This is a genomic window from Streptomyces sp. NPDC127097, assembly GCF_042724075.1.
GTDB lineage: Bacteria > Actinomycetota > Actinomycetes > Streptomycetales > Streptomycetaceae > Streptomyces.
Genome location: NZ_JBHXFI010000031.1, coordinates 67,870 through 89,955, shown reverse-complemented (window position 1 = coordinate 89,955; position 22,086 = coordinate 67,870). Strand labels below are relative to the sequence as shown.

The 22,086-nt window shown below is 72.2% G+C and carries 20 protein-coding genes; 7 read left to right on the top strand and 13 right to left on the bottom strand.

Features of this window, described 5'->3' with window-relative positions:
* Positions 1–10 precede the first annotated feature (10 nt).
* The 5 genes from ACFWJW_RS23220 to ACFWJW_RS23200 all read left to right on the top strand — a co-directional run bounded on the left by ACFWJW_RS23220 (position 11) and on the right by ACFWJW_RS23200 (position 5,873).
* Positions 11–775 carry an IclR family transcriptional regulator gene (locus ACFWJW_RS23220; protein WP_387244507.1) on the top strand — a complete coding sequence of 255 codons (765 nt, stop codon included), beginning with the start codon at positions 11–13 and terminating at the stop codon, positions 773–775.
* Between the two features lie 229 nt (positions 776–1,004).
* Complete coding sequence (locus ACFWJW_RS23215) at positions 1,005–1,793, top strand: MIP/aquaporin family protein (RefSeq protein WP_387244504.1); 789 nt, start codon at positions 1,005–1,007, stop codon at positions 1,791–1,793.
* A gap of 49 nt (positions 1,794–1,842) precedes the next feature.
* On the top strand, positions 1,843–3,384 hold the full coding sequence (glpK, locus tag ACFWJW_RS23210; RefSeq protein ID WP_387244501.1) for a glycerol kinase GlpK: 1,542 nt from the start codon (positions 1,843–1,845) through the stop codon (positions 3,382–3,384).
* A 2-nt stretch (positions 3,385–3,386) separates the two neighbouring features.
* Positions 3,387–4,991, top strand: a complete 1,605-nt coding sequence (locus ACFWJW_RS23205) for an FAD-dependent oxidoreductase (RefSeq protein WP_387244498.1) — start codon at positions 3,387–3,389, stop codon at positions 4,989–4,991.
* A 210-nt stretch (positions 4,992–5,201) separates the two neighbouring features.
* Complete coding sequence (locus tag ACFWJW_RS23200) at positions 5,202–5,873, top strand: FadR/GntR family transcriptional regulator (RefSeq protein ID WP_387244495.1); 672 nt, start codon at positions 5,202–5,204, stop codon at positions 5,871–5,873.
* A 70-nt stretch (positions 5,874–5,943) separates the two neighbouring features.
* Here ACFWJW_RS23200 and ACFWJW_RS23195 read toward each other — a convergent pair whose 3' ends face one another.
* The 8 genes from ACFWJW_RS23195 to ACFWJW_RS23160 form a co-directional block, all read right to left on the bottom strand.
* Entirely contained in the window at positions 5,944–6,729 is a 786-nt protein-coding gene (locus tag ACFWJW_RS23195) for an SDR family NAD(P)-dependent oxidoreductase (RefSeq protein ID WP_387244492.1), read from the bottom strand.
* Between the two features lie 157 nt (positions 6,730–6,886).
* Positions 6,887–7,756: an amidohydrolase family protein gene (locus ACFWJW_RS23190; RefSeq protein WP_387244489.1), complete on the bottom strand. Its 870-nt coding sequence runs from the start codon at positions 7,754–7,756 to the stop codon at positions 6,887–6,889.
* Positions 7,757–7,778: 22 nt separating this feature from the next.
* A complete protein-coding gene (locus tag ACFWJW_RS23185) occupies positions 7,779–8,780 on the bottom strand; it encodes an aldo/keto reductase (protein ID WP_387244486.1) in 1,002 nt (333 codons plus the stop codon).
* A gap of 9 nt (positions 8,781–8,789) precedes the next feature.
* Positions 8,790–9,824, bottom strand: coding sequence for an ABC transporter permease (locus ACFWJW_RS23180; protein WP_387244483.1), 1,035 nt, complete (start codon positions 9,822–9,824; stop codon positions 8,790–8,792).
* Positions 9,821–11,443: a sugar ABC transporter ATP-binding protein gene (locus tag ACFWJW_RS23175; protein WP_387244480.1), complete on the bottom strand. Its 1,623-nt coding sequence runs from the start codon at positions 11,441–11,443 to the stop codon at positions 9,821–9,823. Before ACFWJW_RS23175 ends, ACFWJW_RS23180 begins: the two co-directional genes overlap by 4 nt.
* A gap of 4 nt (positions 11,444–11,447) precedes the next feature.
* On the bottom strand, positions 11,448–12,479 hold the full coding sequence (locus ACFWJW_RS23170; RefSeq protein ID WP_387244477.1) for a sugar ABC transporter substrate-binding protein: 1,032 nt from the start codon (positions 12,477–12,479) through the stop codon (positions 11,448–11,450).
* Between the two features lie 46 nt (positions 12,480–12,525).
* Positions 12,526–13,323 (bottom strand): SDR family NAD(P)-dependent oxidoreductase, encoded by a 798-nt coding sequence (locus tag ACFWJW_RS23165; RefSeq protein WP_387244474.1) that lies wholly within the window; start codon positions 13,321–13,323, stop codon positions 12,526–12,528.
* Entirely contained in the window at positions 13,320–14,660 is a 1,341-nt protein-coding gene (locus ACFWJW_RS23160) for an enolase C-terminal domain-like protein (RefSeq protein WP_387244535.1), read from the bottom strand. Before ACFWJW_RS23160 ends, ACFWJW_RS23165 begins: the two co-directional genes overlap by 4 nt.
* Positions 14,661–14,921: 261 nt before the next feature.
* Between ACFWJW_RS23160 and ACFWJW_RS23155 the strand changes: the two genes are divergently transcribed.
* Positions 14,922–16,040 carry a PAC2 family protein gene (locus ACFWJW_RS23155; RefSeq protein ID WP_387244471.1) on the top strand — a complete coding sequence of 373 codons (1,119 nt, stop codon included), beginning with the start codon at positions 14,922–14,924 and terminating at the stop codon, positions 16,038–16,040.
* Positions 16,041–16,246: 206 nt separating this feature from the next.
* On the opposite strand, the gene mshC is transcribed toward ACFWJW_RS23155, so the two are convergent.
* The 4 genes from mshC to ACFWJW_RS23135 form a co-directional block, all read right to left on the bottom strand.
* Positions 16,247–17,476, bottom strand: coding sequence for a cysteine--1-D-myo-inosityl 2-amino-2-deoxy-alpha-D-glucopyranoside ligase (mshC, locus tag ACFWJW_RS23150; RefSeq protein ID WP_387244467.1), 1,230 nt, complete (start codon positions 17,474–17,476; stop codon positions 16,247–16,249).
* 126 nt (positions 17,477–17,602) lie between these two features.
* Entirely contained in the window at positions 17,603–18,487 is an 885-nt protein-coding gene (locus ACFWJW_RS23145) for an SCO1664 family protein (RefSeq protein ID WP_387244464.1), read from the bottom strand.
* A gap of 5 nt (positions 18,488–18,492) precedes the next feature.
* The gene (locus ACFWJW_RS23140) at positions 18,493–19,083 is read right to left on the bottom strand and encodes a DUF3090 domain-containing protein (protein WP_129247423.1); all 591 of its coding nucleotides are present in this window, start codon (positions 19,081–19,083) and stop codon (positions 18,493–18,495) included.
* A 120-nt stretch (positions 19,084–19,203) separates the two neighbouring features.
* On the bottom strand, positions 19,204–19,902 hold the full coding sequence (locus ACFWJW_RS23135; protein ID WP_387244460.1) for a histidine phosphatase family protein: 699 nt from the start codon (positions 19,900–19,902) through the stop codon (positions 19,204–19,206).
* Positions 19,903–19,991: 89 nt separating this feature from the next.
* Between ACFWJW_RS23135 and corA the strand changes: the two genes are divergently transcribed.
* Positions 19,992–20,978 (top strand): magnesium/cobalt transporter CorA, encoded by a 987-nt coding sequence (corA, locus tag ACFWJW_RS23130; RefSeq protein WP_387244457.1) that lies wholly within the window; start codon positions 19,992–19,994, stop codon positions 20,976–20,978.
* 27 nt (positions 20,979–21,005) lie between these two features.
* Here corA and ACFWJW_RS23125 read toward each other — a convergent pair whose 3' ends face one another.
* Entirely contained in the window at positions 21,006–21,794 is a 789-nt protein-coding gene (locus tag ACFWJW_RS23125) for a ferritin-like domain-containing protein (RefSeq protein ID WP_387244453.1), read from the bottom strand.
* Positions 21,795–22,086 lie beyond the last annotated feature (292 nt).

Below are 22,086 nucleotides of genomic sequence, written 5' to 3'. Positions count from 1 at the left end.
AGGTTGCCCGATGGCACGCACCATCCAGTCGCTGGAGCGCGCCGCAGCGATGCTGCGGCTGCTCGCAGGAGGGGAACGGCGGCTGGGGCTCTCCGACATCTCCTCCTCGCTGGGGCTGGCGAAGGGCACCGCGCACGGAATCCTGCGCACGCTCCAGCAGGAGGGCTTCGTCGAGCAGGACGCCGCCTCCGGCCGCTACCAGCTGGGGGCGGAGCTGCTCCGGCTGGGCAACAGCTACCTGGACGTGCACGAGCTGCGCGCCCGCGCCCTCGTATGGACCGACGACCTGGCCCGCTCCAGCGGTGAGGCGGTCTACCTGGGCGTGCTGCACCAGCAGGGCGCGCTGATCGTCCACCACGTCTTCCGGCCGGACGACAGCCGGCAGGTGCTGGAGGTGGGCGCGATGCAGCCGCTGCACAGTACGGCGCTGGGCAAGGTGCTCTCGGCGTACGACCCGGTGGCGCACAGCGAGGTCGTCGAGGCGGACCGGCAGGCGTTCACCCCGCGCACGGTGACCGGGCTGGCGGACTTCGAGGGGCTGCTGGACCTGACCCGGGCGCGTGGCTGGGCGGCGGACGTGGAGGAGACCTGGGAGGGGGTGGCCTCGGTGGCCGCGCCGATCCACGACCGGCGGCGGATGCCGGTGGGCGCGGTGGGCATCACGGGGGCGGTGGAGCGGGTCTGCGACGACGGCGAACTGCGGCCGGAAATCATCGCTGCTGTGAGGGACTGCGCACGGGCTGTGTCCCGGGATCTTGGTGCAGGGCGATTCTGACCGGATTCACCCCTTAAGTTCACCTAAGTTTTTCGCCACGGAACCCTTGACGGGGTTCTACCGGTGAACAAAACTGCCGTTCGTCGGTCGGCATTGTCGAACACCTAACGGCAATATTCGCTATGGTGGGGCACTGCCGCGGGCCGACCACCGCCCTCTAGGAGGGTGCGGACCACCGGACGGGACCCGGGGTCCGCCTTCCCCTGGACGAAGGACAAAGGAGTCGCGGGTGTCCAGCTCCGACATCTTCATCAGCGAAACCATCGGTACCGCTGTTCTGATCTTGCTCGGCGGTGGCGTCTGCGCCGCCGTCACATTCAAGCGCTCCAAGGCGTTCAACGCCGGATGGGTCGCCATCGCCTTCGGGTGGGGCTTCGCCGTCCTCACGGGTGCCTACATCGCCGCGAAGTCCGGCGCACACCTCAACCCCGCGGTCACCATCGGCCTCGCCATCAAGGGCGGCGTCGAGTGGAGCCAGGTGCCGGTCTACTTCGCCGGCGAGATGCTCGGCGCCATGATCGGCGCGGTGCTGGTGTGGGTCACCTACATGGGGCAGTTCCAGGCCCATCTGAGTGACCCCGAGGTCCTGGCCGACCACACCACCGAGGAGGGCCTGGTCGACCCGACCGCCGCTCCCAAGGCCGGACCGGTGCTCGGCATCTTCTCCACCGGGCCGGAGATCCGGAACGCGGCGCAGAACCTGCTCACCGAGATCATCGCCACCGTCGTGCTCGTGCTGTCGATCCTCACGCTCGGTCTGAGCGACAACGGCAAGGGCGTCGGCGTCATCGGCACGCTCCTGGTCGCGCTGGTCGTCACCGGCATCGGTCTGTCGCTGGGCGGTCCGACCGGGTACGCCATCAACCCGGTCCGTGACCTCGGTCCGCGCATCGTGCACGCACTTCTGCCGCTGCGGAACAAGGGCGGTTCAGACTGGGGCTACGCCTGGATCCCGGTCGTCGGCCCGCTCATCGGCGGTGTCCTCGCCGGAGGCATCTACCAGCTGGCGTTCGCCTGAGCCGCCGGACCGACCCGTCTCCGCCCGCACAGACTTCTTGGAGCAAGCCATGAGCGACACCCCCAGCACCTCCTCGCACGGCCACGGCCCGTTCATCGCGGCCATCGACCAGGGCACCACGTCCAGCCGCTGCATCGTCTTCGACAAGGACGGCCGGATCGTCTCGGTCGACCAGAAGGAGCACGAGCAGATCTTCCCGAAGCCGGGCTGGGTCGAGCACGACGCCACCGAGATCTGGACCAACGTCCAGCAGGTCGTCGACAGCGCCGTCCACAAGGCCGGGCTGACCGCCGCCGACGTCAAGGCGATCGGTATCACCAACCAGCGCGAGACCACCGTCCTGTGGGACCGGACCACCGGTGAGCCGGTCCACAACGCCATCGTCTGGCAGGACACCCGCACCGACGCGCTCTGCAAGGAGCTCGGCCGCAACGTCGGCCAGGACCGCTTCCGCCGGGAGACCGGTCTGCCGCTGGCCTCGTACTTCGCGGGCCCGAAGATCCGCTGGCTGCTCGACAACGTCGAGGGCCTGCGCGAGCGCGCCGAGCGCGGCGACATCCTCTTCGGCACCATGGACTCCTGGGTCATCTGGAACCTGACCGGCGGGGTCGACGGCGGGGTGCACGTCACCGACGTCACCAACGCCTCGCGCACCATGCTGATGAACCTCCACCGGCTGGAGTGGGACGAGAAGATCCTCGCGTCGATGGAGATCCCGGCGGCGGTCCTGCCGGAGATCAAGTCCTCCTCCGAGGTCTACGGCCGCAGCACCAGCGGTGTGCTGGCCGGCGTCCCGGTCGCCTCGGCGCTCGGTGACCAGCAGGCCGCGCTGTTCGGCCAGACCTGCTTCGAGCAGGGCGAGGCCAAGTCCACGTACGGCACCGGCACCTTCATGCTGATGAACACCGGCCACGAGCCGGTCAACTCGTACAACGGCCTGCTGACCACGGTCGGCTACCGCATCGGCGACCAGCAGCCGGTCTACGCCCTGGAAGGCTCCATCGCCGTCACCGGCTCGCTCGTCCAGTGGATGCGCGACCAGATGGGGCTCATCAACAGCGCGGCCGAGATCGAGACCCTGGCCAGCACGGTCGAGGACAACGGCGGCGCGTACTTCGTGCCGGCCTTCTCCGGCCTGTTCGCCCCCTACTGGCGCTCGGACGCGCGCGGCGTCATCGCGGGCCTGACCCGCTATGTCACCAAGGCGCACATCGCGCGTGCCGTGCTCGAGGCCACCGCCTGGCAGACCCGCGAGATCACCGACGCCATGACCAAGGACTCCGGCGTCGAGCTGACCGCGCTCAAGGTCGACGGCGGAATGACCTCCAACAACCTGCTGATGCAGACCATCTCGGACTTCCTGGACGCCCCTGTGGTGCGCCCGATGGTCGCCGAGACCACCTGCCTCGGCGCTGCCTACGCGGCCGGACTGGCCGTCGGCTTCTGGTCCAGCACCGACGAACTGCGCGCCAACTGGCGCCGGGCCGCCGAGTGGACCCCCCGGATGGATGCGGCCACCCGTGACCGCGAGTACAAGAGCTGGCTCAAGGCCGTCGAGCGGACCATGGGCTGGATCGAGGACGAGGAGTAAACATGAGCACCCTGCAGAGCGTCCCGGCACTCGGGACGCACCCGGCCAGTGGTTCGCACGCGAGCCGTGCCGAGACCCGGGAGCAGCTTTCCCAGGCGACGTACGACCTCCTGGTGATCGGCGGCGGCATCCTGGGCATCTCCACGGCCTGGCACGCCGCACAGGCCGGACTGCGGGTGGCCCTGGTGGACGCCGGTGACTTCGCCGGCGCCACCTCCTCCGCCTCCTCCAAGCTGCTGCACGGCGGTCTGCGCTACCTCCAGACCGGCGCGGTCAAGCTGGTGGCGGAGAACCACTTCGAGCGGCGTGCGGTGTCCCGTCAGGTGGCACCGCACCTCGCCAACCCCCTGACCTTCTACCTGCCCGTCTACAAGGGCGGCCCGCACGGCGCGGCCAAGCTGGGCGCGGGCGTGTTCGCCTACTCGGCGCTGTCCGCGTTCGGCGACGGCGTCGGCCATGTCATATCCCCGGCCAAGGCCGCGCGCGACGTCCCGGAGCTGCGGACGGACAACCTCAAGGCCGTGGCCGTGTACGGCGACGACCAGATGAACGACTCCCGGATGGCCCTGATGACCGTCCGTGCGGCGGCCGCGGCCGGCGCCACGGTCCTCAACCACGCCGAGGTCACCGGACTGCGCTTCACCCAGGGCCGGGTCACCGGTGCGGAGCTCAAGGACCGGACGGACGGCCAGGAGTTCGGCGTCAACGCCCGCCTGGTGCTCAACGCCACCGGCCCGTGGGTGGACCACCTGCGCAAGATGGAGGACCCGAACGCGGCCCCCTCCATCCGGCTGTCGAAGGGCGCCCACCTGGTCCTCAAGCGGACCGCGCCCTGGAAGGCGGCGCTGGCCACCCCGATCGACAAGTACCGCATCACCTTCGCCCTCCCCTGGGAGGACATGCTGCTGCTGGGCACCACGGACGAGGAGTTCGAGGGCGACCCGGCGGATGTCGCGGTCACCGAGAAGGACACCGCCCAGATCCTGGACGAGGCGGCCTTCTCCGTCCGTGACCAGCAGCTGTCGCGCGATCTGATCACCTACTCCTTCGCGGGTCTGCGGGTGCTGCCCGGCGGCCCCGGCGACACCTCCAAGGCCAAGCGCGAGACGGTCGTGACCGAGGGCAGCGGCGGCATGCTGTCGGTGGCGGGCGGCAAGTGGACGACCTTCCGGCACATCGGCCGTACGGTCATGAACAAGCTCGCCGCGCTGCCCGGCCACCCGCTGGCCGAGGACATGGAGCCGATCGCGCATCTGCCGAAGAAGCTCCCGCTGCCCGGTATCGCCAACCCGAACGCGGTCGCGCACCGGCTGCTGGTCGACGGCGGTACGCCCGGCCCGCGGATGGCCCCGGAGACCGCCCGGCACCTCGCCACCCACTACGGCTCGCTGTCCTTCGACATCGCCCGGCTGGCGAATGACAACCCGGCGCTGGCCGAGCGCATCCACCCCGACGCCCCGGAGATCTGGGCGCAGGTCGCCTACGCCCGCGACCACGAGTGGGCCGAGACGGTCGACGATGTGCTGCGCCGCCGTACGACCCTGATGATCCGGGGCCTCGACACGGAGGACGTCCGGGCCAAGGTGAAGGACATGCTGGCGGGCTGACGCCGGCACAGCACGGCCGAGAGCTGCTGAAAGCGGCCGGGAGCAGCTGTGAGGGACTGACGGCACGCCGCGGCGTGTGCGTGAGTGACGATGGGGCGGTCCACGGGGCCGCCCCATCGCCGTATGCCGGGGACGGGGTCACCGGTCATAATGGGCGGCCAGACATCGGATGTCTGGCGGTATCCGGGCGGGTCCAGCGGGGAGGTCGGCATGGCGGTCACCGACGAGGCCATCGAGAAGATCAAGGGCATGATCGTCTCCGGGGCGCTGCGGCCGGGCGACCGGCTGCCGAAGGAGAGCGAGCTGGCGGCCGACCTCGGACTGTCCCGCAACTCCCTGCGCGAGGCGGTGCGGGCGCTCTCCCTCATCCGCATCCTGGACGTGCGCCAGGGCGACGGCACCTACGTCACCAGCCTCGATCCGCAACTCCTGCTGGAGGCCATGAGTTTCGTGGTGGACTTCCACCGCGACGACACGGTGCTGGAGTTCCTCGCCGTCCGCCGCATCCTGGAGCCGGCCGCCACGGCGATGGCGGCCGGCCGGATCGGGACGGCGGAACTGGACGCCCTGGAGGCCCAGTTGGACGCGCTGGGGCCGAGCCCCTCGGTCGAGGATCTGGTCGCCTGCGATCTGGAGTTCCACCGGGGGATCGTCGCGGCGTCCGGCAACTCCGTGCTCTGCTCGCTGCTGGACGGCCTGTCCGGCCCGACCACCCGGGCCCGGGTCTGGCGGGGGCTGACGCAGAAGGACGCGGTGGCCCGCACCCTGACCGAGCACCGGGCGATCCTCGGTGCGCTGCGCGACCGGGACGCGGAGGCGGCGCGGGCCTGGGCGACCGTGCACATCGCGAGCGTGGAGCAGTGGCTGCGCGCCTCGTTGTGAAGCCGGCCGGCATACGGGGCCGGGCCCGGCCGGCACCGCCTCCGGCCGCCGCCCGCCGCCGCGCCCCCCGTCAGACCGCGAAGCCGCCGTCCACCGCGATCGAGGCGCCCGTGATGTACCGCCCGCCGTGGCCCGCCAGATGGGCCACGGTCGCCGCGACATCCGAGGCCCGGCCGTAGGCACCCAGCGCGGTGAGCCCGGCCTGCATCGCCGCGCTCTCGCCGTCGGCGGGGTTCATATCGGTGTCGATCGGGCCCGGGTGCACGAGGTTGGCGGTGATGCCGCGCGGACCCAGCTCCTTGGCGAGGGTCTTGGTCAGACCGGTGAGCGCCGCCTTGCTGGTGGCGTAGAGGGTGCCGCCGGGGAAGGCGACCCGCTCGGCCATGCAACTGCCGATGGAGATGATCCGTCCGCCCTCGGTCAGATGCACCGCCGCGGCCTGCGCCGTCAGGAACGGCGCCCGGACATTGGTCCACAGCACCCGGTCGACATCGTCGAGGGAGATGCCCTCGAAGGGTCCGAGCACACCGATGCCCGCGTTGTTCACCAGGATGTCCAGCCGCCCGAACCGGTCGACGGCGCCGGCCACCGAAGCCCGGATCTCTTCCGCGTCGGTGCTGTCGGCCCGTACCGCCCAGCCCTGCCCGCCGGCCCGCTCGATCTCCTTGACCACCTGGCCGGCCTGCTCCTGCCCGTTCCGGTAGGTCAGGGCCACCGCCGCGCCGTCGGCGGCCAGCCGCAGCGCGATCGCCCGGCCGATCCCCCGGCTGCCGCCGGTCACCAGGGCCGCCTTGCCGACGAGCGGCCGGGGGCCGTTCGCCGCCGCCGTCGTCTCCGTCAGCACCGTCGCCGTCATCGTCATCACCTTCGTATCGAGTCGTCATGGTCGGGCGCGGCCGTGCGGAATGCCGTGGCTTCCGTACGGGGCGGCCCATGTCGCGGGTGTTGCTCCGCGGTACGACTCGATCTTCCGGCGCGGCGGGAGCCGGGGCTGGCGGAATCCGGACGCCACGTCAGCGGCCGGGCGGCTCCGGCTGCGGCTCCGGCTCCGACGGCTCCCCGACGCCGTAGACCCGCCCGGCCGTCCCCCCGAAGACGTCCGACCGTTCCGCCGCCGAGAGCTGCCCGGTGGCCGCCTCCGCGAGTGCCACCACGTCCTCGTAGCCGGCGGCCAGGGTGCACACCGGCCAGTCGGAGCCGAACAGCACCCGGCCGGGGCTGAAGGCGTCCAGGACGTGCCGGGCGTAGGGCAGGATCTGCTGCGGCCGCCAGGCGTCCCAGTCGGCCTCGGTGACCAGACCGGACAGTTTGCAGCTGACGTTCGGCAGCGCGGCGAGGGCGGTGACCGCGTCCGCCCACGGCTGCCACTCCCCCGTGACGACCCGCGGTTTGGCGGCGTGGTCCAGGACGAAGGCCAGCTGGGGCAGGGCGCGTACCGCGGTGTGTGCGGCGGGCAGTTCGCGCGGGGTGACCAGCAGGTCGTAGACCAGCCCGGCGTCGGCCAGGGCGGCCAGGCCGCGCAGCACGTCCGGGCGGGTGAGCCAGTCGGGGTCCGGTTCGTCCTGCACCTGGTGCCGGATGCCGACCAGACCGGCGGGCAGCGCCGCGAGGACCTCGGCGAGCGCCGGGTCGCGCAGGTCGGCCCAGCCGATGACGCCGGTGACCGGGCCCTCCCCCGCGGCGAGGGTGAGCAGTTCGGCGGTCTCCTCGTACGAGGACGACGACTGGACGAGGAGGGTGCCGTCGATGCCGTGCTCGGTCAGCTGCGGGGTGAGGTCGGACAGGCGGTAGCTGCGGCGGATCGGGTCGGCCCAGGGCCCGTCCATCCAGGGCTGTTCGCGCCGGCTGAGGTCCCACAGGTGGTGATGGGCGTCGATACGCATCAGGGGCGCGCTCCGGGCTCGCTCAGTCGTTCAGGGGCAGCGGCAGATCGGGGTCGAGCAGGCCGCGGGCGACGAGCGTATGCCACAGCCGGTCGGGGATGTCATGGGTGAACAGCCGTGCGTTCTCGGCCACTTCGTCCGGTGCGGCGGCTCCGACCACGGCCGCGGCGACGGCACGGTGCCCGAAGGGGAAGCGGAGCGCCGCCGCTTTGAGCGGCACATCGAACTCCGCGCAGACGGACGCAAGTTGACGCGTCCGGTCGAGCACCGGGCCGGGCGCCGGTGCGTAGTTGTAGGGCGCGCCGGGTGACGGGTCGGCCAGCAGACCGGAGTTGTAGACGCCGCCGACGACCACCGAGGTGCCGCGGCGGGCGCAGACCGGCAGCAGATCGTCGAGGGCGGTGCGCTCCAGCAGGGTCCAGCGGCCGGCGCACAGCACCACATCGACATCGAGGTCGGCGACCAGACGGGCCAGCACACCGCTGTGGTTCATGCCGAACCCGATGGCCCGGACCACTCCCTGGGCGCGCAGCTCGGCCAGGGCGGGGAAGCCGGTCTCGTACACCTCGGGCAGCCGGTCCTCGACGTCGTGGAGATAGACGATGTCGACGGCGTCCATCCCGAGCCGGGTCAGGGACGCGTCGAGCGTGGCCCGGATGCCGTCGCGGGAGAGGTCCCACACCCGGGCCCGCGCGGGGGTGTCCACGAAGCCCTCGCCCGCCGCCCGCTCCCCCGGGGCGAGCGGCCGCAGCCGTCGGCCGACCTTGGTGGAGAGGGTGTAGGTGGTGCGGTCGTGGCCGCGCAACGCCCGGCCGAGACGCTCCTCGGACAGGCCCACGCCGTAGTGGGGCGCGGTGTCGAAGTAGCCGGCGCCGGTGGCGAGGGCGGTGCGGACGACCTCGGCGGCCCGTGCCTCCGGGACGGCGCGGTAGAGGTTGCCGAGCGGCGCACAGCCCAGCCCCAGCGGCGGGACGGTGACGCCCGAGCGCCCCAACTCCCGTGGCCCGTACGGCGGATGGCGCATGGCGACCGCTCAGTCCTGCTTCTCGCCGCTGGTGAAGCGGGAGATGACCAGCGCAACAATGATGATCATGCCGTTGAGGAACTGGGTCCACAGCGGTGGCACCCCGCCCAGCGTCATCACATTGATCACCAGCTGGAGCGTCAGGACACCGGTGAGCGCGCCGAAGAGGGTGCCCCGGCCGCCCTTGAGTCCGATCCCGCCGATCACCGCGGCGGCGAAGACCTGGAAGATCCAGCCGTTGCCCTGGCTCGCGGAGACCGCGCCGTAGTGGCCGGTGTAGAGAACCCCGGCGAAGGCGGCGAGCACCCCGCCGAGGGCCAGCACGATCCAGGTGAGGCGGTCCACCCGGATGCCGGCCGCGCGGGCCGCCTCCGGGTTGCCGCCGATGGCGTACAGCGCCCGCCCGTGCCGGAGGTAGCCCAGGGCCGCGCCGCCGAGCGCGAAGAGGGCGAGGCAGATCCAGACGGCGGCCGGCACGCCCAGCCAGTCGGCCTTGCCCAGATAGGCGAAGGACTCCGGAACGTCGCCGATGGACCGGCCCTCGGAGATCCCCATGTGCAGCCCGCGGAGCATGGTGAGCATGCCGAGGGTGGCGATGAAGCCGTTGACCCGCAGGGTGAGCATCAGGAAGCCGTTGACGGCGCCGACCGCCGCGCCCACGGCCAGACAGAGCGGGACCGCCGTCCAGGCGGGGAAGAGCTCCAGCCCGGCGAAGCGGGTGCCGTGGGCGGGCATCACCAGCCACAGGGCGAGCACCGGCGCCAGACCGATGGTCGACTCCAGCGAGAGATCCATCCGCCCGGTGATGAGGATCAGCGCCTCGCCGAGCACCAGCAGGCCCAGTTCCGTGGACTGCTGGATGACGCCGATGAGGTTGTCCTGGGTGAGGAACGCGGGCGACACGATGAAGCCGATGACGCCCAGGACGAAGATCACCGGCACCAGGGAGAAGTCCCGCCACCGGGACGGTCCGGTCCAGGGCCGGCGGCGCGGTGGCGGCCGGTCCACCGCGTCGGCGGCCGGCGGCGTTGCGGTCTCGGTCATGGCGCGGTCCCTTCCGTTCCTTCCGTGGTCCGTGGGCCCGGTGCGGCGTCCCGGTTCCGTGGGCCCGGTGCGGCGTCCCGGCCGCCGCCCGCGCCGGGCGGTTCGCCCGGAGCGCGGCCGGCGACGGCCACCCCCTCCATGGCGGCGACCAGTTCGTGGTCGCGCCAGCCGGCCGGGAATGCGGCGGTCACCCGGCCGTGGAAGACGGCCAGCACCCGGTCGCAGACCCGTAGGTCGTCCAGCTCGTCGGAGACGATCACGGCGCCGCTGCCGCCGTCCGCGACCTCCCGTACGACCCCCAGCAGCGCGTCCTTGGACTTGACGTCGACGCCGTTGGTGGGCCGGATCGCGACCAGCACCGCGGGCTCACGGGCCAGCGCGCGGGCGATCACGACCTTCTGCTGATTGCCGCCGGAGAGCCCGGACACCGGCTGGCCGGGCCCGGTGGTCCTGATGTCGAGCGCCGCGATCATCCGCCGGGCGAACGCCCGGGTCCGGGAGGGCAGTACGGTGCCCATCGGCCCGAGCCGGCCGGTGACGGTGAGGGTGGCGTTCTCGGCGACGCTGCGGCCCGGGATCAGCCCCTCGCGGTGCCGGTCCTCGGGGACGTAGCCGATGCCCGCGTCGAGGGCGTGCGGGACGCTGCCCGTACGGACCGGGCGGCCGCGCACCGTGATCCGCCCCGCGTCCGGCGTCCGCAGCCCCACCAGGGTCTCGCCGATCGCGGTGCTCCCGCCGGCCGTGGCGCCCGCGAGCCCCACCACTTCACCGGCCCGTACGGTCAGGTCGAGCGGCGCGAAATGCCCGTCGAGCGCCAGGGCTTCGGTCCGCAGCACCGGCTCGCCCGTGGGACGCGCGCCCGTCCGGGGCTTCCGTACGGCGGCCGGCTCCTCCCCCGTCATCGCCGCCACCAGTGCCTCCTTGGCCAGCCCGGGGACCGGCGCGGTCAGCACCTGCCGGGCGTCGCGGAGGACGGTGACGGTGTCACAGAGCTCGTGGACCTCCTGGAGGTGGTGCGAGATGAACAGGAAGGCCACGCCCTGGGCGCGCAGCCCGCGCAGTTTGGCGAAGAGCCGGTCGATGCCGCCCGCGTCGAGCCGGGCGGTGGGCTCGTCGAGGATGATCAGCCGGGCGCCGCCGGACAGCGCGCGGGCGATCTCCACGAACTGCCGCTGCTCGACGCCGAGATCCCGGATCCGGGCGGTGGTGTCGACCTCGACGCCGTATTCGGCGAGCAGCTCGCGGGCGCGGGTGTGCAGCGCCCGCCAGCGGATGGTCCGGGTGCCCTGGAAGCGGCCCAGGTAGAGGTTCTCCGCGACGGTCAGCTCCGGAACGGTCATCGACTTCTGGTAGACGCAGGCGACCTTGCGCTGCCAGGCGGCGGTGTCGCCCCAGCCGGGCGCCGGTGCCCCGCCGAAGGTGACCCGGCCGGCGTCCGGCCGTTCCATGCCGGTCAGCACGGACACCAGGGTGGATTTGCCGGCGCCGTTGCGGCCGACGAGGGCGTGCGCCTCGCCGGGCCGTACGGTCAGCCGGGCGCCGTCGAGGGCGACGGTGGGCCCGTAGCGCTTGACGATCCCCTCGGCGTGCACCGCCGCCGCCCGGTCGTGGCTCGCCACGGCGCTACTTCTTCTTCGCCGGCTGATTGGCCCACAGCTTCTTGTCGTCGACGGTGTCCTTGGTGACCAGGGGCGCCGGCAGCTGGTCCTCCAGACCGTTCTTGATCTTCACGATGATGGAGCCGTGACCGGTCGGCCCCGGCCGGAAGGTCTTGCCGTCCAGGCTCGCCCTGGCGTAGTAGAGCGCGTACTTGGCGTAGAGGTCGGCGGGCTGGGAGAGGGTGGCGTCGATCGTGCCGGCCCGGATCGCGTCCAGTTCGTCCGGGATGCCGTCGTTGGAGATGATGGTGATGTGCCCCTGGGAACCGGCCGGTTCGAGCCGCTTCTTCTGCTCCAGGAGGGCGAGCGTGGGCCGGAGGAAGGCGCCGCCGGCCTGCATGTAGATGCCGTCGAGGTCCGGGTGCTGGGCGAGCAGGCTCTGGAGTTTGCCGGAGGCGACCTCGCCCTTCCAGTCCGTGGCCAGCTCATGCACGGTGATCTTCGGGAACTTCCGCTGCATACAGGCGGCGAACGCCTCGGAGCGGTCCCGCCCGTTGATCGAGCTGAGGTCGCCCTGGAGTTCGGCGACCCGCCCCTTCCCGCCCAGCTTCCTGCCGAGGTAGTCGCAGGACTTCTCGCCGTAGGCGCGGTTGTCGGCGCGTACGACCATGTAGACCTTGCCCTCGTCGGGGCGGGTGTCCACGCTGACCACCGGGATCTTCTTCTCCGCCAGGCGTTGCAGCTCGGCGGTGATGGCGCCGGTGTCCTGCGGTGCCATGACGATCGCTTTGGCGCCCTGGTCGGTCAGTGCCTGCACATTGGAGACCACCTTGGCGATGTCGTTCTGCGAGTTGGACAGCGGCAGCGCGCCCGGCCCGCCGTGGTCCAGGTCCTTTTCCAGGTACTGCTGGTAGGAGTTCCAGAAGTCGGTGTCCGTACGGGGCAGATCGATGCCGATCCTGCCGCCCGCGGTGTCGCCGCCACGGTTGCAGCCGGCGAGCGCGGCGATGGCGAGCACCGCGGCACAGGCCGCCGCGCCGGTCGTACGCAATCTCATGCTTGGTCCCTCGGTCGTGGTGTGCGGCTCTCCCCGACAGCCCGGTTCACGTGTCACTCCGCAGACGCAGCCCCTGCATCCCGCCGTCCACCGCGAGTGCCGTGCCGGTGATGCCGGAGGCGGACGGGGACGCCAGCGAGGCGATGGCGGCGGCGACTTCGTCGGCGGTGACCATCCGGCCCATCGGCTGGCGGGCGTTGAGGGCGGCGCGTTCGGCGGCCGGGTCGTCGGCGTGGTCCAGCAGGCGGCCGATCCACGGGGTGTCGGCGGTGCCCGGGTTGACGCAGTTGACGCGGATGCCCTCGCGGAGGTGGTCGGCGGCCATCGCGAGGGTCAGCGAGAGCACCGCGCCCTTGCTGGCGCTGTACAGCGCGCGCTGGGGCAGGCCCGCGGTGGCGGCGATGGAGCAGGTGTGGGTGATGGAGACCCGGCCCGGGGCACCGGCCGCGGTGCGGCGCAGGGCCGGCAGCGCGGCGCGGGCGGTGCGCACCAGGCCCAGCACATTGACGTCCAGGACCCGGCTCCACTCCTCATCGTCGTTGTCCTCGACGGTGCCGAGGGCGCCGGTCCCGGCGTTGCCGACGAGGGTGTGCAGGGCGCCCAGCTCGGCCACCGCCTCGGCGACGGCGGCCCGTACGGCGGCGTCGGAGGTCACATCCGCGGTGACCGGGATCGCCCCGGCGGGCGCGCCGGCCGGGTCCCGGTCCAGGACGGCGACCCGCGCGCCGCGCGCCAGCAGCAGCGCGGCGGTGGCCGCCCCGATGCCGGAGCCGCCGCCGGTGACGAGGGCGGCCATCCCCTCGAAGTCGGCCGGCCGGTGGCCGGTGCGCGGTCCGTCGCTCATACGGAGACCTCCTGTTCGCCGTGGGGGTGCCGTGGCTGACGGGCGCGCCACACGGGTCCGTCGGGGAAGCGGTGGGCGGCGAGCGACCCGGGCTTCATCCGGGCCGAGAAGCCGGGCGCGGTGGGGACGCGGTAGCGGCCGCGGTCGATGACGACGGGGTCGCTGAAGTGGTCGTGCAGATGGTCGACGTACTCGATGACCCGGTCCTCCCAACTCCCGGACACCGCCACGTAGTCGAACATCGCCAGATGCTGCACCAGCTCGCACAGCCCCACCCCGCCCGCGTGCGGGCACACCGGTACCCCGTACTTCGCGGCCAGCAGCAGGATCGCGAGGTTCTCGTTGACCCCGGCGACCCGGGCCGCGTCGATCTGTACGAAGTCCACGGCGCCGGCCTGGAGCAGCTGTTTGAAGACCACCCGGTTGGCGACATGCTCCCCGGTGGCGACCTTCACGGGCTGCCCGGAGCGCACCGCGGCATGCCCGAGGACGTCGTCGGGGCTGGTCGGCTCCTCGATCCAGTGCGGGGTCCAGGGCGCCAGCGCGGTCATCCAGCGGACCGCCTCGGCCACGTCCCAGCGCTGGTTGGCGTCGACGGCGATCCGTACGCCGGGGCCGACCGCGTCCCTGGCCAGCCGCAGCCGCCGCTTGTCGGCGTCGAGGTCGGCGCCCACTTTCAGCTTGATCTGGCCGAAACCGTCGGCCACCGCTTCCTTGGCCAGCCGCACCAGCTTGCCGTCGTCGTAGCCGAGCCAGCCGGGCGAGGTGGTGTACGCGGGGTAGCCCTCGGCCTTGAGGCGGGCGGCGCGGGCGGTGCGGCCGGGTGCGGCGGCGCGCAGGAGGGCCAGCGCCTCGTCGGGGGTCAGGGCATCGGAAAGGTAGCGGAAGTCGACGAGCGAGACCAGTTCCTCGGGGGTCAGCGCGGCGAGGAACTCCCACACCGGCAGCCCCGCCCGGCGCGCGGCCAGGTCCCAGGCGGCGTTGACCAGCGCCCCGGCCGCCATCTGCATCACCCCCTTCTCGGGGCCGAGCCAGCGCAGCTGGGAGTCGTGGGTGAGGTCGTGGTGCAGGGCGGCGAGATCGGCGGCGGTGGCGGGGGCGGGGCGGCCGACGACGTAGGGCGCGAGGGACCGGATCGCGGCGGCCATCACCTCGTTGCCGCGTCCGATGGTGAAGCAGAGGCCGTGGCCGTCCGGTCCGCCGTCGTTGTGCAGGACGACGTAGGCGGCGGAGTAGTCGGGGTCCGGGTTCATGGCGTCCGAGCCGTCGAGCTGCTCCGAGGTGGGGAAGCGGACGTCGTGGACCTCGAGCTCGGTGACGGTGCCGGTCCCTGCCATGCGCATGCCCCCTGGGATGTTGCGGAAGAACATCGGACCTTTGCCGGACATCCGATGTATAGACCCGCGTGTAAGACCGCGTCCAGACCCCGTACGGAAGTTGAGCCAACGTCCCTCGGGACAGGTCGGATGAATCGCTACCCCTTCCTGCAAAGGGGCTACGGACCGGCACCGCGGACGCCGTAGTCTTGGGATCGCACGTAATGGAACTGCTGCCGGCGGCCGCCCCAGGCGGCCGGACCGGTCGGAAGGAGGCGCTGGGTGATCGAGCTCGAGGGGGTACCCGAGCTGATCGACCCGGTCATGGTGGCCGCGTTCGAAGGCTGGAACGACGCCGGCGACGCAGCCTCCGCCGCGGTCGCCCATCTCGACCGGGAATGGAAGGGCGAGGTCTTCGCCGCTCTGGACGCGGAGGACTACTACGACTTCCAGGTGAACCGTCCCACCGTCTTCCTGGACGGCGGGGTACGCAAGATCACCTGGCCGACGACCCGGCTCTCCGTGGTGCGTGTCGGCGACACGAACGGCAAGGGGCGCACGCGCGACCTCGTCCTGGTCCGCGGGATCGAGCCCAGCATGCGCTGGCGCTCGTTCTGCAACGAAATCCTCGGCTTCGCCCATGAGTTGGGTGTGGAGATGCTGGTGGTGCTGGGCTCGCTGCTCGGCGACACCCCGCACACCCGCCCGGTGCCGGTCAGCGGGGTCACCTCGGACGCGGACCTGGCCGCCCGGCTCGATCTGGAGGAGTCCCGCTACGAGGGCCCCACGGGCATCGTCGGCATCCTCCAGGAGGCGTGCACCCATGCCGGTGTCCCCGCGGTGAGCCTGTGGGCCGCGGTGCCGCACTACGTCTCCCAGCCGCCCAACCCGAAGGCCAGCCTCGCGCTGCTCAACCGCCTGGAGGACCTCCTCGACGTCCGTATCCCGCTGGGCGAGCTGACCGAGGACGCCCGCGCCTGGCAGCTGGGCGTGGACCAACTCGCCGCCGAGGACAGTGAGGTCGCCGAGTACGTCCAGTCGCTGGAGGAGGCGCGGGACACCGCGGATCTGCCGGAGGCGTCCGGCGAGGCCATCGCCCGCGAGTTCGAGCGCTATCTGCGCCGCCGCGACCCGCAGTCCGGTCCGGGCGTCGCGACCGAGGGCGGGCTGGCCGACGGCCGCGACAGCTCCTACCTCCGCGACACCACCAGCGGCCGCACCCGCCCGCCCCGCCCGGTCTCCAAGGAGCCCCGCGAGCCGAAGACCGGCGACGACCCGGCGACGGGCCCGAAGGACACGGCCAAGGGCAACGGCACGCCGGAGAGCCCGGATGCGTCCGGCGGCACGGACCCGGCTGACTCCCCGGGGCCGGAGGACGGCCCGGAGGGCAGCGGAAGCTGAACGCCGGGGAGCCGCTTCCCGGTTGCGCCAGGGGCGCCGGACGGCCTGCGGGCCGGTGCGGCGCCCCTGGCGTTTCCGCTCCCGGACCTCCCGGCCCTCCCGAGCTTCCCGGCCCTCCCTGGCCATAAGCCCCCGGCTCCGTAAGGAGAAAGGGGCGCTTCCACCGGCCGGCGGAAGCGCCCCTGAGGGCCGGATATGACGGGTCGTTACAGGGCCACGCCGAGCAGCGCGTCGACCGCGCGGGAGACGAGACCGGGGGCACCCTCGTCGGTGCCGCCCCCGTCCTGCTGCGCGGCGGCCCAGCGGTCCACGGCCGCGAGGGCGGCCGTGGAGTCCAGGTCGTCGGCGAGCGCCGTACGCATCTCCTCCAGGAGGGCGTCGGCGGACGGGCCGTCAGGACGGGAGACGGCGGCCCGCCAGCGCGCCAGCCGCTCCTCGGCCTCCGCCAGCACCGCGTCGGTCCACTCCCAGTCGGCCCGGTAGTGGTGCGCGAGCAGCGCCAGCCGGATCGCGGCCGGGTCGGTGCCGTCACGCCGCACCGTGGAGACGAAGACGAGATTGCCCTTGGACTTGGACATCTTCTCGCCGTTCAGGGCCACCATCCCGGCGTGCACATACGCCTTGGCGAACGGGTGCTCACCGGTGAGCGCCTGGGCGTGCGAGGCGCCCATCTCGTGGTGCGGGAAGGCGAGGTCGGAGCCGCCGCCCTGGACGTCGAAGCCCATGCCGAGGTGGTCCAGCGCGATGGCGACACACTCGATGTGCCAGCCGGGCCGGCCGCGGCCGAGCGAGGCCCCGTCCCAGCTCGGCTCGCCGTCCCGGGCCGCCATCCACAGCATCGGGTCGAGCGGGTTCTTCTTGCCCTCGCGCTCCGGGTCGCCGCCGCGCTCGGCGGACAGCAGCCGCATCGCCTCGGCGTCCAGCCTGGAGACCTCGCCGAAGTGCGGGTCGGAGGCGACCGAGAAGTAGATGTCACCGTCCAGCTCGTAGGCGGCGCCGGCGTCGCGCAGCCGCTCCACCAGCGGGACGATGCCGGGTATCGACTCGACGGCGCCTATGTAGTGGCGGGGCGGCAGCATCCGCAGGGCCGTCATGTCCTCGCGGAAGAGGGCGGTCTCGCGCTCGGCGAGCGCCGTCCAGTCGTCGCCGGTGGCCACGGCCCGCTCCAGCAGCGGGTCGTCGACATCGGTGACGTTCTGTACGTAGTGCACCTGACGCTTCGTGTCGAGCCACACGCGCTGAACCAGGTCGAACGCGTTGTAGGTCGCCGCGTGCCCCATGTGGGTGGCGTCGTAGGGCGTGATGCCGCAGACGTAGATACGGGCGACGGGACCGGGGTCGAGGGTTACCCGTCCGCCGGTCGCGGTGTCGTGGATCCTCAGGTCGCGGCCCTGGCCAGGCAGGGCGGGGACCTCAGAAGCGGGCCATGCATGCATGCCTTGAGCGTAACCGGACGGATGTTCCGCATACGAACCGGACCGGAGGTCTGGCCGGAAAGGCGGTCTTGTGTTCGACGGTCGTATGTGCAAGTGCCCGTCGCCGCGGCACGGGTTCCCGACGGCTCAGACGGGCGGCCAGGGGATCGCGGGCCATTCGCCGCTCGGTTCCGGGTGCCGGCCGCTGCTCAGCAGCCCCGCCACCCGCGCCCGCAGCGCCTCGGTCTCGGCGTCCGTGATCAGTTCGGCCAGTCGGGCGGCGAGCGGCCGGCCGTCCTCCAGCGCCCGCTCCAGGCCCCGCAGGACCTCCAGCGTCTCGTCGGTCAGCGGCTCCCCCGCCCACCCCCACAGCAGCGTGCGCAGCTTGTCCTCGGCGTTGAACGTCACCCCGTGATCGATGGCGAAGAACTCCCCGTCGGCGCCGGGCAGCAGATGGCCGCCCTTGCGGTCACCGTTGTTGATCACCGCGTCGAGCACCGCGAGCCGCCGCAGCCGCGGGTGGTCGGCGTGCACCAGCAGCGCGGTGCGGCCCTCGCCGATCTGGGCGAGCCCGACGGCCTTCCAGCCGGGCCCCGGCTCCTCGTCCTCCACCAGTGCCAGCAGCTCGGGCACCTCGTCGCTGCTCTCCGGCGGGTCGATCCACTCCTGGACCATGCCGGTGCCGTACGGGCCGTCCCGCAGCACCGTCGGGGGGATCAGGTCCCAGCCGCAGGCCCGGGAGACCTCGTACGCGGCGACCTCACGCTGGGCGAGCGTGCCGTCGGGGAAGTCCCACAGCGGGCGCTCACCGGCGACCGGCTTGTAGACACAGGCGGCGCTGCGGCCGTCGTACGCGACCGTGCAGTACAGCACCGCATTGGACGCTTCCTGAATGCGGCCGCGGACGGTCAGCTCCCCTTCGGCGAGCAGCGCGGCCGACGGGTGCCCGGCGGGCTCCGGCGCGGCCGCCGGCGGGTCCTGCGGCCGGGCGGGGCCGGGCAGCGGCGTGGCGGGCTCTGCGGCGGACTCCATGGCGCTCAGGCGTCCCGTCGGTATCCGTTCTGGCGCGGGCATACGTGTCCCTCCGGGTCGAGCGGCAGGCTGCACAGCGGGCACGGCGGGCGGCCGGCGTTGACGACCTCCAGCGCCCGCTTGGCGAACGCCCTGGCCATGGTGCCGGTGAGCCGCACCCGCAGCATCGGGGGGCCGTTCTCGTCGTCCTGGAGCAGCCGCTCCTCGGCGTCGGCGAGGTCCTCGTCGCTGTCCGCGTCCAGCTCGACCAGGGCCTGTGCCTCGACGATCATCCGCTCGTCCTCGCCGTCCCAGGCGAGCGCCATCGTGCCGACCCGGAACTCCTCCTCGACCGGCGATTCCAGCGGCGCGGTGTCGGACAGCTCGGCGGGCGAGACCGCGGGCACCGGGGCGTTGCCGCCGCTGCGCCGGACGACCTCGTCCAGCAACTCGTCGATCCGCTCGGCGAGCGCGGCGACCTGGGTCTTCTCCAGGGCGACGCTGGTGGTGCGGCCGGCCGCGGTGGCCTGGAGGTAGAAGCTACGGCGGCCAGGCAGCCCGACCGTACCGGCCACGAAGCGGTCCGGCGCGTCGTAGAAGAACACCTGACGGGACAACGTCCTGCTCCGATTGCTCGACTGCGGGGTCACTGCGGTCGCTGCACGTCCTGCGGTCACTGCGCGGATCGCAGGGGCGTGGCGGGCAGCGCCGTCGCACCACCCTACTGCGCGGACTGATCACGCTGCTCCCGCACCACCGCCGACTGCCGCGTCCCGCTCGGCCGCCGCGGCGCCGCCTTCCTCCCGGGGCGCGAGCGATCCGAAGTCTCCGGTGTCCCCGAGCCGGACGAGGTAGGGGCGCAGCCGGGTGTAGCGGATCGCGGTGACCGAACAGGGCTCGACGGAAATCCGCTGAAAGAGGTCGAGATGCATGCCCAGCGCGTCGGCGACCAGGGACTTGATGATGTCGCCGTGCGAGCACATGGCGTAGGTCGCCTCGGGGCCGTGCGCCTCCTCGATCCGGGTGTTCCAGTCCCGTACGGCGTCCACCGCGCGGGCCTGCATCGCGCGCATCGACTCTCCGCCGGGGAAGGCGGCCGCGGACGGGTGCTGCTGGACGATCTCCATCAGCGGCTCGTCGCTCAGTTCGGCGAGTTTCCGGCCCGACCACGCGCCGTAGTCGCATTCGCTGATCCGGTCGTCGAGGTGCAGCGTGAGCCACGGCCGGGCCTCCAGCAGCGGCGCCAGGGTCTCCCGGCAGCGCTGGAGCGGGCTGGAGACGACGGCGGTCAGCGGCACCTGCGCCAGCCGTGCGGGCAGCGCGGCGGACTGGGCCGCGCCGCGCTCGTCGAGCGCGACTCCGGGCGCCCGCCCGGCGAGCACCCCGGCGGTATTGGCGGTGGAGCGGCCGTGCCGCACCAGGATCAGCGTGGGCATGACCGCCACCCTACGTTCCCGGTGGGCCTTCCCGTCAGGTGGCCGTGCGCTTCCTGGCGGGTGGCCGGGCGACGCGCGAGAATGCCGGTGTGATCGTCGACAGCGCCATCTACCGTGAGGGCCGTCGCACCGAGTGCACGACCGACTTCTCGCACGCCCTGGAGGAGGCGCGGGCCGAGGGGCACTCCTTCCTGTGGCTGGGGATGTACGAGCCGACGGAGGAGGAGTTCGCGCGCGTCCGGTCCGAATTCGCGCTGCACCCGCTGGCCGTCGAGGACGCGCTCAAGGCGCATCAGCGGCCCAAGCTGGAGGTCTACGACGACTCGCTGTTCATGGTGCTGAAACCGGTCACCTACGACGACCAGGCGGACACGGTGACCGCGTCGGAGCTGATGGTGTTCGTGGGCGACGCGTTCGTCGTCACCGTCCGGCACGGGGAGGCCAGCCCGCTGGCGGCGGTGCGGCACCGGCTGGAGGAGCATCCGGAGATCCTGCGGCACGGCCCGGGGGCGGTGCTGTACGCGGTGAGTGACGCGGTGGTGGACCACTACATCGACGTGGCCGCCGAACTCCAGCTGGATCTGGAGGAGTTGGAGGCGGAGGTGTTCGCTCCGGTACGCGGCCGGGACACCCGGAACACCGCCGCCGAGATCTATGCGTTCAAGCGCGAGGTGCTCGAATTCCGCCGGGCGACCGGCCCGTTGGCGGAGCCGATGACCCGGCTCCAGAACCCCGGGGTGCCCTTCGTGCACACGCACGCCCGGCCGTTCTTCCGTGATGTCGACGACCATCTCACCCGCGCCAACGAGTCGGTGGAGGGCCTGGACCGGCTGTTGTCGGACATTCTCTCCGCCCACCTCGCGCAGATGGGCGTACGGCAGAACGACGACATGCGCAAGATCTCGGCCTGGGCGGCGCTGGCGGCCGTCCCCACCCTGATCGCCGGCGTCTACGGCATGAACTTCGACAACATGCCGGAGCTGAAGTGGGATCTGGGGTACCCGGTGATCCTGGGAGTGATGGTCATCATCGAGGTGTCGCTGTACCGGCTGTTCAAGCGCCGCGGCTGGCTCTGACGCCGGTTCCGGGGGCGGGGTGTCCGCTCAGGCGAATTCCGGTGCGGAGGTGGCCGGTCCGCCCAGCGCGTTCCGCCGCTCGGGCATCCGGAGGCTGACCATCCGCCGCCAGCCGGCCAGCCGCTCATAGCCGTACACCGCCCAGATCCCGGCGGCGAGCGCGGCGGACTTCGCCCTGGGCCACTCCAGGATGCGGCCCATGTGGGCCATCACCGCCAGGCTGACGTCCCGGTAGACGACGATCTCGGCACGGGCGCACTCCCGCAGGGTCCGCTGGATGGCGCGGCCGTGCCCGGCGCGGGCCAGCCGCAGCAGCTCCTCATGGCAGTACGCGAGATGGTTGTCCTCGTCCTGGGAGATCATCCGGACCGCTTTGCCCAGCTCGGGGTGGTCGCCGAAGTGCTTGGTGAGCATCACCATCTGGCCGGCGGCGCGCTGTTCGGTGACCCGGCTGTGGGAGAGGTAGATGACGATGTCCCGCTCGGTGAGCGGCTGGTCGCGGCGCAGCTTGTCGTGCGTCAGGCCGATGCCCCGCCGTTCCAGCAGCGCGGTGTAGTCGGTCTCCACCGGGACGGCGGTCGGCGTCAGTCCGCGCTTGCGCATCAGGGCCTGAAAGATCCGGCCGTGCTTGTCCTCGTCGGCGCCGTGCCGGGCGACCTTGGGTGCCAGCTCCCGCATGGACGCGGGGAGCAGCGCGGCGATCCGGCCGTTCTCCCAGCCGCCCTGCGCCTCGCCGCTGGCCGCGATGGAACAGAACAAACGGAAGGAGTCGTCGTTGTCGACGATCTCCTGGAACAGGCTTCGGGCCGAGAGCATCTTTGCCACCTCCGAACGGACACACCCGTAATGGACGAGTCAATGGGGGTACTCCATGGGCGGCAACCGGAGCGGCGGCGCGTTCGGCCGTTCGGGCTAGGGCCTGTCTTCAAAGTGCCGTCGTTCGCCCGTAGGGCGGGGCTCGCGGCGTCTGGTGCACTTCACTCGCTGCGCTCGCTTCGTCTCGGCTCCTCGAAAGAGCCACTGGATGCCGAGCGCGATCGCAAGGCGGAGGGTCGTCCCGGTGCTGGGTGTACCGGGATGATCCCGACAACGCGGCACGGGGGTCCCC

What these genes read in the sequence shown, in the direction of transcription:
- ACFWJW_RS23220 (WP_387244507.1), top strand. Translation starts at nt 11, where the DNA reads ATGGCACGCACCATCCAGTCGCTGGAGCGCGCCGCAGCGATGCTGCGG.
- glpK (WP_387244501.1), top strand. Translation starts at nt 1,843, where the DNA reads ATGAGCGACACCCCCAGCACCTCCTCGCACGGCCACGGCCCGTTCATC.
- ACFWJW_RS23205 (WP_387244498.1), top strand. Translation starts at nt 3,387, where the DNA reads ATGAGCACCCTGCAGAGCGTCCCGGCACTCGGGACGCACCCGGCCAGT.
- ACFWJW_RS23200 (WP_387244495.1), top strand. Translation starts at nt 5,202, where the DNA reads ATGGCGGTCACCGACGAGGCCATCGAGAAGATCAAGGGCATGATCGTC.
- ACFWJW_RS23195 (WP_387244492.1), bottom strand. Translation starts at nt 6,729, where the DNA reads ATGACGGCGACGGTGCTGACGGAGACGACGGCGGCGGCGAACGGCCCC.
- ACFWJW_RS23190 (WP_387244489.1), bottom strand. Translation starts at nt 7,756, where the DNA reads ATGCGTATCGACGCCCATCACCACCTGTGGGACCTCAGCCGGCGCGAA.
- ACFWJW_RS23185 (WP_387244486.1), bottom strand. Translation starts at nt 8,780, where the DNA reads ATGCGCCATCCGCCGTACGGGCCACGGGAGTTGGGGCGCTCGGGCGTC.
- ACFWJW_RS23180 (WP_387244483.1), bottom strand. Translation starts at nt 9,824, where the DNA reads ATGACCGAGACCGCAACGCCGCCGGCCGCCGACGCGGTGGACCGGCCG.
- ACFWJW_RS23170 (WP_387244477.1), bottom strand. Translation starts at nt 12,479, where the DNA reads ATGAGATTGCGTACGACCGGCGCGGCGGCCTGTGCCGCGGTGCTCGCC.
- ACFWJW_RS23165 (WP_387244474.1), bottom strand. Translation starts at nt 13,323, where the DNA reads ATGAGCGACGGACCGCGCACCGGCCACCGGCCGGCCGACTTCGAGGGG.
- ACFWJW_RS23160 (WP_387244535.1), bottom strand. Translation starts at nt 14,660, where the DNA reads ATGGCAGGGACCGGCACCGTCACCGAGCTCGAGGTCCACGACGTCCGC.
- mshC (WP_387244467.1), bottom strand. Translation starts at nt 17,476, where the DNA reads ATGCATGCATGGCCCGCTTCTGAGGTCCCCGCCCTGCCTGGCCAGGGC.
- ACFWJW_RS23145 (WP_387244464.1), bottom strand. Translation starts at nt 18,487, where the DNA reads ATGGAGTCCGCCGCAGAGCCCGCCACGCCGCTGCCCGGCCCCGCCCGG.
- ACFWJW_RS23135 (WP_387244460.1), bottom strand. Translation starts at nt 19,902, where the DNA reads ATGCCCACGCTGATCCTGGTGCGGCACGGCCGCTCCACCGCCAATACC.
- ACFWJW_RS23125 (WP_387244453.1), bottom strand. Translation starts at nt 21,794, where the DNA reads ATGCTCTCGGCCCGAAGCCTGTTCCAGGAGATCGTCGACAACGACGAC.